Genomic DNA, 15,000 nt, shown 5'->3' on the forward strand with positions numbered 1-15,000 from the left:
CAAGATGTCTGAAGGTAGAGACGTTCTACTCCAAAAATAGACTTTTATAAACCGTAGCTCGCGATATAGAATTCCCCTACTGGAAGTTGCACAGTTTCGGAGGATAGCCCAGTTTCAGATCGAATTATTATATAAAATTCTGGTATAGATAGTTGAGGGCAATCCCCACAGTTACCAAATATCCGAGTATGGCGAGTATATTTCGGGTCATAGTATTAGAATATTCTTCCATGATAGATTCATCATTCGCAATTCGAATAATCATATACCCAAAATATGGCAGTCCAATGATGGCGAAGGTTGCAGCAATTATAATCGTATCTATTGCACTAGCTCCTAAAACAACAGGAACGACTGCAGTCAGCCATCCGATGATTAGGAGGCCTATCGCTGTGATCTTTACTGGGCTCAGGCCAAATGCAGTAGTATCATCAGTCTCCATACCCGATGGGAGGCCAACACCATCAACGAACAGTGTAGCTCCAGCTAAAGCATTTACAATGACAGAAGAGATACCTGCTGCGAGCAGACCAATACCAAATAACATTGATGCATGTTGCCCAGCTAGTGGTTCAAGTTGTCTAGCCATATCGGCCATGGTGCTTGGGATAATTCCTGCTGTATTTAGCACAGCTGCAGAGGTAATATAGATAATAGCGTAAAGCAATCCAGTAACCACCATTGCAGATACGATATCAAATATTGCATCCCCGAGGTCTCTTCTGGAATAGTCTTTTTCTCTGACAAGGTAGTTCTGGTATAGCCCCCCATAGAGACTGAAATATATTGACATCATCGCAACCGCTAGAAATAAACTCTCAAGACTGGGAAAACTTGGTGTCAATCCAGTTTCGCCATTCAATGTGCACAGTGTGGGGCGATCTATCCAGCGCTCCGACTCCCTGGTGGAAAGCTAACTCGAGCAGGAAATAGATCAGTTTGTTGCTGTGGGAACGGCTCGTTTGTTGAACTGAACGATAACTGAGCAGTGCATATGCATACTGCCTAACTGTACCTGAAGACAAACGTCCCTCGAGGATGTGGCAATAGTCAACGCACCCTACATCTGGAACGGTAACCAAGAACGGGACGCACCTATCCGATCCCATCTGGATCAGCAGACTGGAAGTCCACAAACAACCCCACTCATAGATGCGAGTAGCGTCTCAGATCATACGAGTAGACGATTCCCTCGAGAGCAAGTGCAAGTGAATGTCGGGATCGTAGTTACTGGAATAAGCCTAGGTCTGTGAGTCTTGTTTCAACGGCGTTCGTTGTGTGGGCTACTGCATCGGTGGTCTTTGCACCAGTGATAACGGCTCTTCCACTGCCAAACAGGAGTGCGACCGCCGATGGGTCCTCAAGACGGTACACTAATCCCGGAAACTGCTCTGGCTCATACTCGACGTCTTCGAGACCAAGCCCGATGGCGGTCGCGTTAAGATTAAACCGGGTGCCGAAGTCGACGCTTGCGACGATGTTTTGAATTTCGATGGTAGGTGTCTCAGTGACTTCGATGCCGAGCTCTCGCAGAGTCTCGGAGACAATGGAAAGTGATTCTCGGACTTCTTCTTCGCTATTTGGAACAATCATGAATTGGGTGGTCCATAGAACTCTTGCTGTTTTCTCTAGATTATGTCACGGTCAGCAAGCTCTGTGATCATCTCGTCGTCATACCCGAATTCAGTGAGGATTTCTTTGGTGTGCTCGCCAAGTAGCGGCGGGTGTCGCTCAATTACGGTCGGCGTCCGTGAGAAGTGCATTGGACTCCCTGCCATTTCCATGGATCCGATAGTGGGGAGGTCGACGGTCTGATGCATATTCCGTGCCTGAACTTGTGGATTTTCGAATACGTCTTCCATGTCGCGGACGCGACTGGCCGGGACGCCGGCGTCCTCCATCCGTGCGACAGCCTCGGCGGTTGAATACTGTGCGAACTCCTCGTCTAGAATTTGATCAAGCTCCACGCGATTCTCGACACGATCAGCATTGACTTCGAAACGCTCATCGTTAGTTAGGTCCTCGCGGTCAAGAGCGTGACAGAATTTCGGCCAGATATTCTCAGAAGCAGAGATCTCGGTTATAATTATGTTTATTACATGAAAATGTCTAACAGTGCATCATCCATAGACAAATCATTAACTACTTCTTGGAATTTCGCTCAAGTGCCTTACTACTGTTTACGTAGTACTTCCTTTGATTGAGCTTCTTCATGCGACCCTCCACATCTCTCTCCCGAAATCACTGGTCGGTTTGCACCCTTAGCTAACACAGGCCCTCAATCTACCTCCCAACTATACGAAAGTATTATACCGTGATATGTTCACCTCACAAACAATCGAGCTGTCAGAATGAGCAACACAGACTCTCCCAAAGATCCGTGGAAGGCGCACACACAAATTGATCGGGAGACTTTCCTCAAGCACATCTTCAAATGCGCAGAATGGGAGAAAGGCAGACTCGGAATCTCCGTCTATTGTGTAAAAAAAGATCCGATGATCCAAGCGAGAACTGTCCCGGACATCACAGCGGCAACAATTCGTTGTTCACGGTTGAAACCAGTAGTGGTATTTCTGTCCTTCGGTTCTGGAATATCTGCGTAATCAAGTGGATAGAGCGCGAAAATGGAAATAGCACCGAGTAGGTATAGAGCAGTTGCGGGGGGTGCCATGTACAGTGCCCATTGAACCCAAGTTACGGGACCAACAAGCGAATGAATAAGTTCAGCAGTGACAACAGCCATTCCACCGCCGGTCATGAGACCGACGGATGCAAGCGGGTTAACTTGACCAAGAATCAAAAAGGCTGTTTGTGAAAAGTCAGAATTGAAGGATAGATCAAATGAAGTTCGGAGACGACGCACGACAGGGATCAGAGCTACGGTCCGGGCTGCAGCAGAAGGCATAAAGACAGCCAGAGGGAGAAGTGTCGTTGTTAACGAACGAAGTGCACGTGTAGGCGAGTCTTCCGATCCAAGGAGATGGTCTGCGAGTCGAGCGTCTAGATTAACTTCAGAAATTGTGTTCCCCAGCAAAAAGAGCAAGAGTAGGAAGAAAACAAGTGAAGAAGAAAACCCGGACGCAGCGGCCTGAATGGAGTTCGTAACCCCGAGTGCGGAATCAAGTTCGCTTGTTCGAAGTTCTGACGAGAGCGAAGTAAGTTGCGAGGACTGTGGATTGATCCTCGAGGAAGAGACAATTGATCGAGGGCCAGAATGGCGAGCGTTCAATCACTCAGAGCGTAACCGAACCCGCGTACTCAAAACTCCTCTATCAGTTATCGCGAGCGAGTAATACAAACGAAATCGAGGGACAAGTCTCAGTTGCAGCACTGACAAACGACCCAAAATTCATGGAGGACATCGACGGTCGTGCCGAGAGTTCGTTTAATCCACGGGATATCTATTTCCCTGATTACGACGCTAACCAGCTCCGCCAGATACTCGAGAACCGTCGTGACGCCTTCCGGTCCGATACCTTAACTGACGACGTACTACCGCTCGTGTCGGCATTCGCAGCCCAAAGCCATGGAGACGCACGAAAGGCAATCGACCTATTCCGCGGTGCCGGTGACCTCGCGGATGAACGTGGTGATGAGAAAGTTCGCGAAGAACACGTCCGCGAATCCCAGGAGGAAATCGATAAGGACCGCTCACTGAAGCTGATCGAGGGACTGACCACCCAGTCGATGAGTTCGAAGACGGTTCCAGAGTGACGTGCTGCTTTCCTCCGAAACAGCGTGGGTCCAATACGAGTTACTCGAAGTTGCTCACTCGAGTCTCTAGTTTCGTCAGAAGCAAAGAAAAAGTAGACACCACGGTCAGGCCAGTCCATGTGCCCAGTGCAATCCTCGAGCTTCTGTTTTCCTCCAACTTGATCCTCGAGATCGCCTATTAGCTGATAGAATCGATCAAGGTCTTCTCCTCGTCTCATAGGTATAGTTTTCTTAGGTGACTATACAAAGAGTTTCATGCTAAGGCTCTCTTGCTTGCAGTAATAGCGACGATGGTAATGAACGTCCTTGTCATATCTCCGTGCTCTGGAAGCAAGCGATACGATCCAATAGCGGACTACAAACGGGTCGACGAAGACTCAAGGGAAACATTGATCGAAAGTTCCCTGATTCTGTTGCCTCTGCTGCTAAGATGTACACGAGGCGTGAGCATGAGCATATTCAATCGTTCACGGAAAGAAATTTGACGGTTGAACATCCGATATCCGTTCGTCCCTCCTCGAACTCGAACTGTAGAAACACAACTTCGGTAGTTCGACAACTCTCGAGCGGATACTCGAGTGATTAGAGAATAGGTCACGTTCGCTACGGCCGCAGGATCCGTGTTTGCTCCCACCCAAGGAAATCGTGAAAGGAGCCGTTGGGCCGCCAGAATTGTAGTCAACGGTCAGTGATAATCAATCGTCTATGCCTTTGCGGCGTCTCTTTTCTCGTTCGATCGCCGCTTCGATGTAAACACACGTCCAACTACTCTCCAATACAGCCACGAGCGTGTAGAATATTATCGTATCCTAACTAATTGCCTCTATTTATCCATTTCAATATAGTTCGGTACCCCCGCAGTGTATACAATCTAATTATTGCAATTGATTCTCGGCATCAATTTCCCCATCAAGGTATAGCATACCCCACTTCGTAATCTCATACATATCGTGGTGAATTGGTGAAATAAGTCCAGCAGATGCAAGAATATCACACCTCTCGCGAATACGAGCTTTTGAGGCACGAAATACTGCCCTTGAACTCATTACAGATACAGACGACCACGATTCCTCTCTCAGATGCTCGAGGATACGATCGTCGAGTTGCTCCATCCAAGCGGCTGACCGACGTTGGTTCACGACATGTCACCTAAGTCGAGTTAGATACATTACCTGTAGCTGAGCTATCTTTATTATTGTTCCGACAGACAGCGGTCCAGGTTTCTGTATCGAGATCGCCGGCGAGGTAGGCCTCTCCTTGGTCAGTGATAATGTAAACCCCATTCCCGAGATGTTTGAGAAGCCCTTTTTCAGAGAGTTTTCGGCATCTTCGGGCAATGTTATAACTACCGGATTCGACACTCATCATAATTGATTCATCTTTCGAATCAACTGATATTGGATCAGTTTCTTCAACCTTGAATTTGACTTCTCGAGTATATCCATCCGCTTGGGGAATCCGACGAATGGTACGCACCCCTCTGGCCCGAACAGGGCGACTCACAGCCTTTGTTCCCTGGACTGGTGTTGCTCCGAGAGACAGGATACCTCCCATCGCAACAGTTCCGAACAGTTTCAGTGCGTTACGACGACTGCTATTTCCTATTGGCATAGCCAACAGTCACATGTTCTAATTATTAAATTTTTATATTATTACAAATATAGATTGTAGCTAGAATTGATATCTATATAGTCCATTTTTAAATTATAACTTATCTTATATATGGTCGCATAATGAGAGTGTTACGAGCCAGTTTATCAATCAATAACGGTATTGGGTACAGACAACCCGAAAGGAAATTAATAGTCTTTTTCTCTGACAAGGTAGTTCTGGTATAGCCCCCCATAGAGACTGAAATATATTGACATCATCGCAACCGCTAGAAATAAACTCTCAAGACTGGGAAAACTTGGTGTCAATCCAGTTGTTGTCTTTGCAGGGGAGAAGCCGACAATAGCAAGGGTGCCCGCAAAACCAATTAGCATTACAGCAATAAGAATAAGTATTAAACTCTCAAGTCTATCATAAAGCTCAGGAAGCACGAGAAGGAGGATGGCTAATGCAACGACGATTGTTCCCCAGACCGGTATGCTTCCGAACCCAAAGATTGCTTGAAGAGCTAATATTGTGCCGAGAATATTTCCAGTTTCGTACCCAATAGATGTTGCAAATGCGAATATACCACCAGATATGCCAAATATAGGTCCATACTTATTCCTGACTAAAGACCTTCTATGACCTACACCTTTCTGCATTTGCTCTATTTCCATCATCTCTTTACTGGTGAGTTGTGTTGGACGCCAGTATGGCTGAATAATTCTATCACGTCGACCGAAGTGGCGGATTAGAAGTCGGATCAATCATGGATTTAGAATGGCCCACACAGTTATCTGATGATCTTATTACGAAGGGTCCAGAGGGGCATGAAGATGTTCTTCGGGAGTTGTACCCGAAGGGCTTGTCGAGGCACGGTGCAAGGTATGCTCAATCCGTATTGGTCGGGAGGGATGATTTCGAAGCAGAGGGTGGCTGGGATCTGATAGCTGGTCGTTTAGTCGTTGAAATACTGAGGAAGGGCGATCGGATTCAACTACGATCTCACCCTTCAATGTCCAGTTTGAGTTCCAGCTTGAGTTAGTGAGACAGCTACATTTTGAAGATAAGCTATCCCGGTTCCAGAGCTTCTTTCAAACCCGATATGATGTGATAGCGGGATGGGATAGCCAGGAGATTCCGGCGGGCTCATAACCCGCAGACCGGTAGTTCAAATCTACCTCCCGCTATTTTTCGAGGCGAACAACAACGAGAAGCGAAGTGACGAGTATTGTGACCCTCGAGAATCGTATAGAGTAGATTTGAACAACGCGAAGACCGTCGTTTCACTCCGGTCTTCTCTCGTTCAAATCTACCTCCCGCTATGTTTTGCGACGAGCAAACCCGCGAGCGGTATCCATAGCACGAGTAGTTTGAACCAGCGGAGTCGCAGTTCCGAGCGAAGCGAGCACGACCGTCTCCTCGAGGTTCAAAGCCACTTTCCGACACGATTGCTATTTTCCCCTGCATTCGTGGAAGAGGCTATCAAAAAGCGTTGTATCGGTATCGGACCGAACCGCGCGTGAGGGATGGTGTCGATGAACGAGATTGTCCGTTCGAATCCGGTTATGGCTGTGTATGGGCTAATATGGGCACTAATACACAGAAAACTTCAAGAAAGTTCTCTCGGGTTTCTCATAGAGACCGTGGACAGACTCAGTAACTATCGGTCTCGAATGCGAAGATCTACACAATAGAGTCGCCGAAGCGATCGGTAATGAGAACTTATTTATACCCGCACAGAGGTACGTGTGTTGTAGTATAACATGAACGATTATACCCTATATGAATGGCGTAATTATGCTGGATGAATTGGCCAACTGCACGATGAAATTCAGATAGGGTATAGAAGTTAAAACTGAATTGGAGAAATAACAGATGACCTCACAAACTAATTCACGTGAACCGACGCTCGACCGACGCCGCGTTCTCAGCGGAATTGCAGCCACAGGAATCGCCAGCTCAATTTTCATAAATCTGTACCATCATGAGCTTGATTATGGGAAGGATGCTTTGATGACGTGTTCTCAATTACGTCTAATAGCTTGACTTGAGGTATTGACGCAAACAGGAACACAGTCTCAAATCGCCATAGAGGTAGCTTCGAGTTCCCTTGGCATGTACAGATGAAGGTCCGCACGTTCGCTTGCAAGCGTTTCCAACTCCTCGCTGAAACGTAACTATAGATGTCTGTTACAGAGAGCTGTTACAGATGATAGGTGGTCAGAAGCTACAATTTAAGATTGGAATGCGAGTATGACCTCGAGTGAAATACCTCCCAGTGACCAACTGATTACATTCAATTAACGATAGACGATCGCGAACTCCTCACATCATTCGATCGAGATAGCATAGCTGAATTAAATAACAATGTTGAGTTTGAAGTTGAGTCAATAGAGCTCAATAGTAGCGGAGAATTCTCCGGGGCGTATGATGCAAATGAGGCAGGTCAATACGTCGCGTTTGTGGCAACAACCGACGAAGACGGTAACGGATTCACCGTTGACGACGATAGCAATCTCGAGGTAACCGGTGAAACAACGATTCTCGGTGTCAATGGCTTCATGGTACATGATGAATCCTCAAACGTAGAGGATCCATCGTCAGCAGAACCAGGAGAAACGCTTGCCTTTGAGGCCGACAACATCGATACAGATGGGAGCGTTGAACATGGGATCGCACTATATCATGAAGACACCTTCCTTGATCAAGAAACAATAATCAAGGTTACAGAAGAACCAGACAGTAATAACTTCTCGGAAGACGCTATTCAACTCGAGTCCACTCTCACGGGAGTTGATGGGGTTACAGCGATCGACAATGACTCGAGTCTAATGGGATTCACGCAAGACTTGGAGAATCATACTGGTCAAGTCGATTTCGAGTCAGTGCTTGGACTCGTGAGGCATCATCGATAACAAGAATTTCAAAATCACTGAATGTTTGATTCGTTATGCTATTGAGTGCGGATTTAAGTTTGGTTGGTCGATTATAAGTAGGAACAATAACACTGACTGAGGCTTTGTGAGGTGGCATTGTGCTTAGATTGGACTAATAGTGACATTGTTACAGCTACTAATATAGATCCATGGTCTATTACGGGATGAGCGTCTCAATCAAGATACTATAAGGGGATAGGGGTTAGCACTTCACGTATGGCAGAGAAGAACCTTTATGGCGGAATCTCAGTTCTCATACTGCTATCTCTGGCAGTTATCAGCACGGCTCTGACGAGCGGGGAAATTTTTCTCTATCTTGCTATCGGACTTTATGTCACTTTCGTCTTAACACTCCATTTGATCCTGAATGGCTTTGAACTGCGGCTCCCTAGTAAACATCAGTTTTCGATATTCAATTGTTCATGAGTTACATTTAGGAAGGGTGTTATCGATAAATGCAGGACTGCGGGCCCTCCGACCCCACTCTTATCTTAAACTTATCTTATTACTTCGGTAATTTAGGACCTCTAGAGAAGTCTTTTCCAACAGAAATGATGGCTAATGCAGCGCTGAAGTGCTGAGAGGCAAGAAAACTGGTCCTGTCTCGAGTCGACAAAAGACGATCCCCCCACAAATCTAATTGCTACTCAATCAGTCGCTACCGACGGGGATCAGTGATGGCGATCAATCACTCTTCTGGCGGTACTGAATAGGAGCCGCTGAGTGTCTATCGAAGACGTTCTCGAAATTATTCGATCACCACAGACTCGCCACAAACGGGGCAAACGGATCCATTATCTGTATTCTCAATTTCAGACTGTGCGCCCGTCCATCCGCAAGTTGGACACTGGATTGGATCGGATCCAGACACAGGACACTGGAAGCATTCGTCGCCGGATTCCCCTCTAGACCCGAGTGTCGTCAGTATCGCCGCAACATCACGTGAATCGACGTATTCCCGGATACGTTCAAGCATTTCCTCCTGAGAGGTGACGCTCTCTCGTCCAACATCGAGATTCTCAAAGAGTACATCCCGGTAACTGTCCTCTATCGGATTCACATACCGTTGCATCGACAGATGAAGCGGGATATCGTCGACAGAAACAAGCGCACGACGGGGAACGCGAAGTGTTCCAAGTTCTCGTGACTCAGCCTCCACCGCCTCCTCGGACGAACCATCTGCGATGATCCCGATATCACGCAGCACAGTCCGCACGGTACAACTATCGACGAAGTTCGACTGGACAGACTGCTTGAACGCATTCACCTCCTCATTGTCGAGTTCCGCTTCATGAATATCTTCACGTAGTTGGTCCTGATACGTCTCCTCGGCCTCTTCATGCAGCTGCACTATCGCATCGATCAACCCGTCAACATTCGTTCCAGCATCGGTGAGGGCCCCCGCAATCGATTCTTCCTGAAGCGACTCCAGTTCCTCACGGATCCGGTCCGATTCGGAGACCACTGCCTTCGAGACCGGTATGGGTAGTTCACCGAGCGCAAGCTCACCGCCCTCGAAGGACTGGGATCCGAGGCGGAGCAGTTCTGCACAGTAAAACGACAGTAGCCACGACAATGCTGCGGGTGCACTGGTTGCAACCCCCATGGTCTCAGCCATGGCCTCGTTCAGGTTCCAGTTCACCCAGTAGCCCAACCGGCCATCACTACGGATCGTATCATAGTAAACGTCCGCGACGGCTGCTATCGAGTTCCGCTGGGACTCAGTCGTGGTCGCGATGTCCTGATACTGTTCTTCCGAGAGCGTGCCCTCACAGTATCGACGGAACGCCCAGCCAGTCAGCACGAATGTCAGCACGGAGACTTCGGATTCAATGGTTCTTCCGAGTTCGGCTTTCCGTTCTAAGAATTCCCCCTCACTATCTGATCCATCAACACCCCCTTGGCGACGTGGTGAGATGATATCATAGTGATGGATGTCAGTCAGCTTCGAGATGATCTCCGAGTACGTTTCCCCGTCGGTGGCTTCGATCGCTGTTTTGAGTGACTCTTGCACGCGATCAAATGTTACTCTCCAAAACGACCAAGCTGTCTCAAGTGCGTCGGGAGAATTGCTTGCCTGCAGTTCGTCAACGCTTTTACTAATGATAAGACTGTACCGCCGCACGAAGAATTCTCTCGATGTTTTTTGACTTATAAACCGGATTGTAGTCTTGAGCTGGAGAATTGGTGTGAATGCTGTCGTGACTTCTCCAACCTCTCTACCAGTAAGCGATTGAAGCGTACTTGCTGGGTTATCTAAGTAGGGTCCCGCAGCCACGATCTGGGCCTCTGGGTAAAACTCAGTCAAAGACTCAATGATACTCTCAAACAGAACCCCTCGCTGATCGTCTTCTACGTTCTGCACTTCGTCAAGGAATACCAGACTTGGATCAATCTGATATCGAGTCTCTGGATCGATGAGCCGTGAGCATCGTTCAGGCGTAACCACTAAGAATGAATCAGGCTCGGTCTCATCGGGACTATCAAGACCTGGATCATCGAAATACGCACCAGTCCGGACTTCAACATCCTCGTGTCTATTTGATAACTTTCTGCTAACCTCAGAGATCAATGCACGATTTGGAACCACATAGATCGCCTCAAAGCTCCTGACCTATCAAGAACATATGTGCGTTGGATTTCCGGGCCAATTTCAAGACCTTCGCTAACTGTTTCGCACGATGTTGGTCAGCTCCAACTCCAGTGAAAATCTGTGCCGCCTCGTCGATTATCATCACAAACGGCGGGAGGTCTTCTCCAGCCTGCATCTTCTCTCGTCGTTCTTCAAGGATATTGACCAACCGAGAGTAGCGGGTAATCTCCATATCAATGTCGTCAGACTTCATATTAGCCGCTGTGATGACCTCTTGGTCACGGTAGATGAAGTAGAATACTTCCAACATGAGGGCTGAGAAGTCTGTTTTCCCATGTCCCATTGCTCCGAACACGTAGGCCAAGAACACGGGTTGAGATTCAACCGCCTTCACTAACTTCATCAACGCTTTGAACCCACTGGCGTCAGTCTCATAACCCACAATCCCACTCTGATAAGACAAATTATTCTAACTGATCCAGTAGTGTCAGCCTTTGACACCTCCCTTCTTCATCCATACGTGGGGACTTGCCAGACTTTCATCCTATAAGCGCCCTCTAAACAATTAACTTCGAACAGATTCGAATATCTATGCACAATTCTGTCAACGGAAGAAGAAACACTTAATGTGGATTGTACACAATAGTGTCTTGTTGGCAATCGCCAACACCAGCAGTCTGGTCATCCTCCCAAATGTGACCATGAACTGCCGAACATTACGCAAACCGGCGCGTACAGATTGCGCCGATATTTGCGTTTTAAGTGATTACACTTCAATTGCTGTAAGAAACCACGATAGAGGATTGGATTTGGCTAACTCATAACACGCTTAATATTGTAGACAGTATACATCAAAGGGAACTGTCTAGTTCTGCACCTCCTCGATCGGCGTCTTTCCGTCCAGAGCTTGGTGCGGTCTTTGATGGTTGTAGTAATGCATAAGCTGTTCAAGCCACTCGCGGACGCTCGCCCGACTGCCCACCCACGAATTATGGAAGCGGTCGATCCGCATTTTGAGGGTGTGAAACCACTTTTCGATGAGGTTTCGCTCGGTGTAGTTGACCCGACCGCTCAATCCTAATCGAGCAAGGGCAGTCCGATAGCCGAACTGGTCGACGAGAAATACGGTGTCGGAGAGATCGTATTTCTCGTCGAGTCGATGCAGAAACGCAGCTGCCGGATCGGTGCCATGCCGACCAAACAACGCGACATCGAGAATCAGCTTCGTCTCGGTGTCTATTGCAGCGTACAACCAAGACCACTCGCCGTTGATTTTGACAGCAGTCTCGTCAACTGCGACCCTTGACGGCTTCGCCGTCGGCGGGTCGCACCCGCTGTCAGCCAGCCGATGTACCCAATTCCAGACCGCTCCATGTGAGCGTTCAACGCCTAATTCAGCTAAAATCGTTGTTGTCTCTCGAAGAGAACAACCTGTTTCGTGGAGGCGGACGGCGAACGCCCTGATGGGCGTCGCCGTCCGCTCGTTCTCCCAAGATTCTTCTAAATCCGCCGCATAGCTCTCACTGAGCAGGTCTGCGAGCATCTTTGGACAAGAAACTCAACGACCTGCTCACTTCTCAAACTGACTCAACTAGACAGTGCCCATCAAAGTCATTATCTAGTGGACCGAGTTGCCCGTTTTAATCGATGGTAAGTTGGAATGGAACGATGGCATTGGCCCATTGCCAATAAATTGAGGTATATGTAGATTAAGTATCAAGTACCCAATCAATTTCAACTAGTTAGTTTGTAATGAAGAATTAGGTAACCGGTCTTCTCCTATCCAAAACCTACGGACCTACCTGAGTGTGTGTCCCCCCAGCTACTATTCCTGCCTGCCCGAGCAGCAGCACGAGCGTGAACAGCGCGCCGAGTAGTCGTGGGTGCGATGCGAGGAAGTCTTTCGTGGCTTCTGTTGTGGACATTGCATTCCAATAGTAGTTTCCATTGGTAATAAATTTATCTTATATACCCATAGATGTTTTATGTTAAATGTGTAACTAAGAATATAAGATCAGGTCGTCTCGAGGAGAGAATTGGCAGCAGGCGGCCGATTTCCGGTGAATTTGTCGAGTTAGCAGGAGTGAACATATGTCGCTTAGGCCCATTCAACAACTGGAGGACGATTATTTCGATGATTTTGGAGTTGTCGCTCGGGACAATCCGGATGATATCATCGAATTTCTCGAAGATATTTACGAGCACATAGAACAGGGTACGCTGCAAGAGGGTGGATACGAATACGAGGACTATCTCACTAGATTCGCTAGCGATACGTTTTGGCACACTATAGACGACCTGCTAAGTGCAGATTCTATTGAAACGGATGCCGACCCAGATGATATCAGATTTGGCCTGTTCGTCTTGATGGTCAAGCGTTCAATACTCCCAAATCCCTCTGATTTTAACACCCTTTCAGAGCTTGATGAAGAGTACAGAGACTCTGTACCCGATAGACCAACAAAGCCGTATTTCCGCTCATTACTGTATCGCTACGGGTATGAGCGTGAGCATCGAAAGACAGGGCTTCAGTTAGCACACGAAGCGGTAGCTGCGCAAATTGAGAATCCATCTATTTACGACAACTTCGCAGCTCAGATAGTCGAAGTCGACGAGCAATTTGGAATCGAATCCCTCGATTTAGACATTGGCGATAGTGATGTTAGCGAACTCGCATTAGAAGGAATATGAACCACTAGTTCGATTATTGATATATGCAAGGGGGATATCCGTCGGACTGGGACACCCGACGGAAGACGGTCTACAAACGAGATAATTATACTTGCCAAAATTGCGGTGCTAAAGGTGGACCCTCTGGAAATGCAGAATTGCATGCTCATCATATTGTCCCGAAGAGTAAGGGAGGAACACACAAGCTAACCAATATAAAAACAATGTGTCGTGGATGTCACAGTGCTATACATAATAACCAACTAGCTCCCTCATCATCACCATCAAGACCAAAGGAACAAGCAACGTCACCGCTAACAAAAACAACCTCCTCTCAATATACATATACAGGCAGAGCGAAACCAGAACCACCTAATTTGGTTTCAGCAATATTGACTGATTTGACTAACTTAACAATCTTCTTCCGCAAGGTCATTGGCAATCAATCGGCTCGTTATCAAGCTGTTCGATTCCGTTTTGCGGGTCGGTTTCAGTATGGACCGTGATCTTCTCACTTAGTTTCTCAAGGTACTTTGCTACAAGATCGCTGAACATCGGATCGTCGTCAACGTGCAGGACGTGAATAGGGGTTTCTCTGGGAATCACGCTCATATGCCCGTGAAGTCTCATCAGGATAGGATAAGGTTTTGGTACGAGATTGGTACGACCCACCACTTTCAACGGGCTTCTGGTCCGTACTTTCTAAGATGAGCGATACTGACGGTCCTGAGAAGGTGGAGTACTACATTTTAAGCTCTAAGTATCGGTCGCGTGCACTTGAGCAGCTTGCTGGAACAGTTCGAGCTACGCCAAAAGAGATTGCAGATAGCGTCAATGTCCATCGATCACACATTTCCCGAGCGCTGGCGGAACTCCGGGAGAAAGACGTGGTTGAGCTGCGGGTTCCTGAAGGGCGGACTGTCGGGCGATACTATGGTCTCACGGAGAGGGGGAAAAAGGCATGGCCGGAGATAAAACACCAGATTCGAAGTGTCGAATGGATTATTGAGGATCCGTCAACTCCGGCTACGTGTTCGGTTGTTAAGTTAGCCAGGGACAAGTTCGGAGAAGAGTTGCGGTGCCCGAATTCAGTCCGACTGCTACTCTCACCCGATGAGAAGTTCAGGGGCGAAGAAGAGGGCAACGAGAAGCCCCACCTGTACGAAAATTGCTGTGAGTCGCAGAACACCAGCCGCTCGTCCTCGGGATTTCGGAAGGGACTCAGCGATTCCGGACAAGGCAGTCCCAACTATCGCAAATAGCACCCAACTGCCCACTGTCGAATTTCCCATAATCACGTAATATACATAGATACCCGAGAGAAGGAATGCTCCACAGAGCTGAACCAGTGCAAAGAGACCGCCAGAAGGCTCGCTAAATACGGTTTCGTCGATGGAGGACATGTGTGAATAGGTGCCCCTCGAAAGGATAAGTATTTGTGGCATTTCCTCGCCATCTACAGGGATATTCTATCGCGCCTAGTGAACGGTG

The 15,000-nt window shown here is 47.8% G+C and carries 14 protein-coding genes, 1 tRNA gene and 3 pseudogenes; 6 read left to right on the forward strand and 12 right to left on the reverse strand.

The genetic code is table 11. The features are described 5' to 3' along the window. Positions 1-127: 127 nt before the first annotated feature. From EL22_RS16435 to EL22_RS16440, 4 genes and pseudogenes are all read right to left on the reverse strand, one after another. Positions 128-862 carry a divalent metal cation transporter gene (locus tag EL22_RS16435; RefSeq protein ID WP_197075935.1) on the reverse strand — a complete coding sequence of 245 codons (735 nt, stop codon included), beginning with the start codon at positions 860-862 and terminating at the stop codon, positions 128-130. Between the two features lie 365 nt (positions 863-1,227). Next, positions 1,228-1,578: pseudogene (locus tag EL22_RS14535) on the reverse strand (TATA-box-binding protein); the annotation flags it as partial. A gap of 50 nt (positions 1,579-1,628) precedes the next feature. Then, positions 1,629-2,096, reverse strand: coding sequence for a CoA transferase (locus EL22_RS14540; RefSeq protein WP_082146823.1), 468 nt, complete (start codon positions 2,094-2,096; stop codon positions 1,629-1,631). 377 nt (positions 2,097-2,473) lie between these two features. Then, positions 2,474-3,043 (reverse strand): anion permease, encoded by a 570-nt coding sequence (locus tag EL22_RS16440; protein WP_231587989.1) that lies wholly within the window; start codon positions 3,041-3,043, stop codon positions 2,474-2,476. A 49-nt stretch (positions 3,044-3,092) separates the two neighbouring features. On the opposite strand from EL22_RS16440, the pseudogene EL22_RS16445 reads away from it, so the two are divergent. Together EL22_RS16445 and EL22_RS14545 are read left to right on the forward strand one after the other, a co-directional pair. Further along, positions 3,093-3,245 (forward strand): annotated as a pseudogene (locus tag EL22_RS16445) (TFIIB-type zinc ribbon-containing protein); the annotation flags it as partial. Position 3,246: 1 nt separating this feature from the next. Beyond that, positions 3,247-3,696: pseudogene (locus EL22_RS14545) on the forward strand (cell division control protein Cdc6); the annotation flags it as partial. Positions 3,697-4,863: 1,167 nt separating this feature from the next. Here the strand turns inward: EL22_RS14545 and EL22_RS18190 are convergent. After that, positions 4,864-5,325 carry a hypothetical protein gene (locus tag EL22_RS18190; protein ID WP_197075936.1) on the reverse strand — a complete coding sequence of 154 codons (462 nt, stop codon included), beginning with the start codon at positions 5,323-5,325 and terminating at the stop codon, positions 4,864-4,866. A gap of 188 nt (positions 5,326-5,513) precedes the next feature. Further along, positions 5,514-5,987, reverse strand: coding sequence for a divalent metal cation transporter (locus EL22_RS16460; protein WP_082146825.1), 474 nt, complete (start codon positions 5,985-5,987; stop codon positions 5,514-5,516). A 435-nt stretch (positions 5,988-6,422) separates the two neighbouring features. On the opposite strand from EL22_RS16460, the gene EL22_RS14550 reads away from it, so the two are divergent. Then, positions 6,423-6,497: transfer RNA gene (locus EL22_RS14550), tRNA-Met, on the forward strand. Positions 6,498-7,772: 1,275 nt separating this feature from the next. Further along, on the forward strand, positions 7,773-8,225 hold the full coding sequence (locus EL22_RS18195; RefSeq protein ID WP_050052161.1) for a hypothetical protein: 453 nt from the start codon (positions 7,773-7,775) through the stop codon (positions 8,223-8,225). Here the strand turns inward: EL22_RS18195 and EL22_RS19425 are convergent. The 4 genes from EL22_RS19425 to EL22_RS14570 all read right to left on the reverse strand — a co-directional run bounded on the left by EL22_RS19425 (position 8,149) and on the right by EL22_RS14570 (position 12,382). After that, positions 8,149-8,343, reverse strand: a complete 195-nt coding sequence (locus EL22_RS19425; RefSeq protein ID WP_082146827.1) for a glycosyltransferase — start codon at positions 8,341-8,343, stop codon at positions 8,149-8,151. The two genes, EL22_RS18195 and EL22_RS19425, sit on opposite strands and share 77 nt — an antisense overlap. Positions 8,344-8,994: 651 nt before the next feature. Then, complete coding sequence (locus tag EL22_RS14560) at positions 8,995-10,836, reverse strand: hypothetical protein (RefSeq protein WP_343123195.1); 1,842 nt, start codon at positions 10,834-10,836, stop codon at positions 8,995-8,997. A gap of 10 nt (positions 10,837-10,846) precedes the next feature. After that, positions 10,847-11,242, reverse strand: coding sequence for a hypothetical protein (locus EL22_RS14565; RefSeq protein ID WP_231587990.1), 396 nt, complete (start codon positions 11,240-11,242; stop codon positions 10,847-10,849). 462 nt (positions 11,243-11,704) lie between these two features. Further along, a complete protein-coding gene (locus EL22_RS14570; RefSeq protein WP_050052163.1) occupies positions 11,705-12,382 on the reverse strand; it encodes an IS6 family transposase in 678 nt (225 codons plus the stop codon). Positions 12,383-12,930: 548 nt separating this feature from the next. Between EL22_RS14570 and EL22_RS14575 the strand changes: the two genes are divergently transcribed. Next, a complete protein-coding gene (locus EL22_RS14575; RefSeq protein WP_050052164.1) occupies positions 12,931-13,530 on the forward strand; it encodes a hypothetical protein in 600 nt (199 codons plus the stop codon). Positions 13,531-13,553: 23 nt separating this feature from the next. Continuing rightward, positions 13,554-14,015: an HNH endonuclease gene (locus EL22_RS16475; protein WP_082146828.1), complete on the forward strand. Its 462-nt coding sequence runs from the start codon at positions 13,554-13,556 to the stop codon at positions 14,013-14,015. Here the strand turns inward: EL22_RS16475 and EL22_RS18200 are convergent. Both EL22_RS18200 and EL22_RS19430 read right to left on the reverse strand, forming a co-directional pair. Beyond that, positions 13,942-14,121, reverse strand: coding sequence for a hypothetical protein (locus EL22_RS18200; RefSeq protein WP_197075962.1), 180 nt, complete (start codon positions 14,119-14,121; stop codon positions 13,942-13,944). The genes EL22_RS16475 and EL22_RS18200 overlap by 74 nt on opposite strands. A 494-nt stretch (positions 14,122-14,615) precedes the next feature. After that, positions 14,616-14,912 (reverse strand): hypothetical protein, encoded by a 297-nt coding sequence (locus EL22_RS19430; RefSeq protein WP_050050963.1) that lies wholly within the window; start codon positions 14,910-14,912, stop codon positions 14,616-14,618. Between the last annotated feature and the right edge of the window lie 88 nt (positions 14,913-15,000).

The sequence above is a fragment of the Halostagnicola sp. A56 genome (genome assembly GCF_000691505.1).
Lineage (GTDB): Archaea > Halobacteriota > Halobacteria > Halobacteriales > Natrialbaceae > Halostagnicola.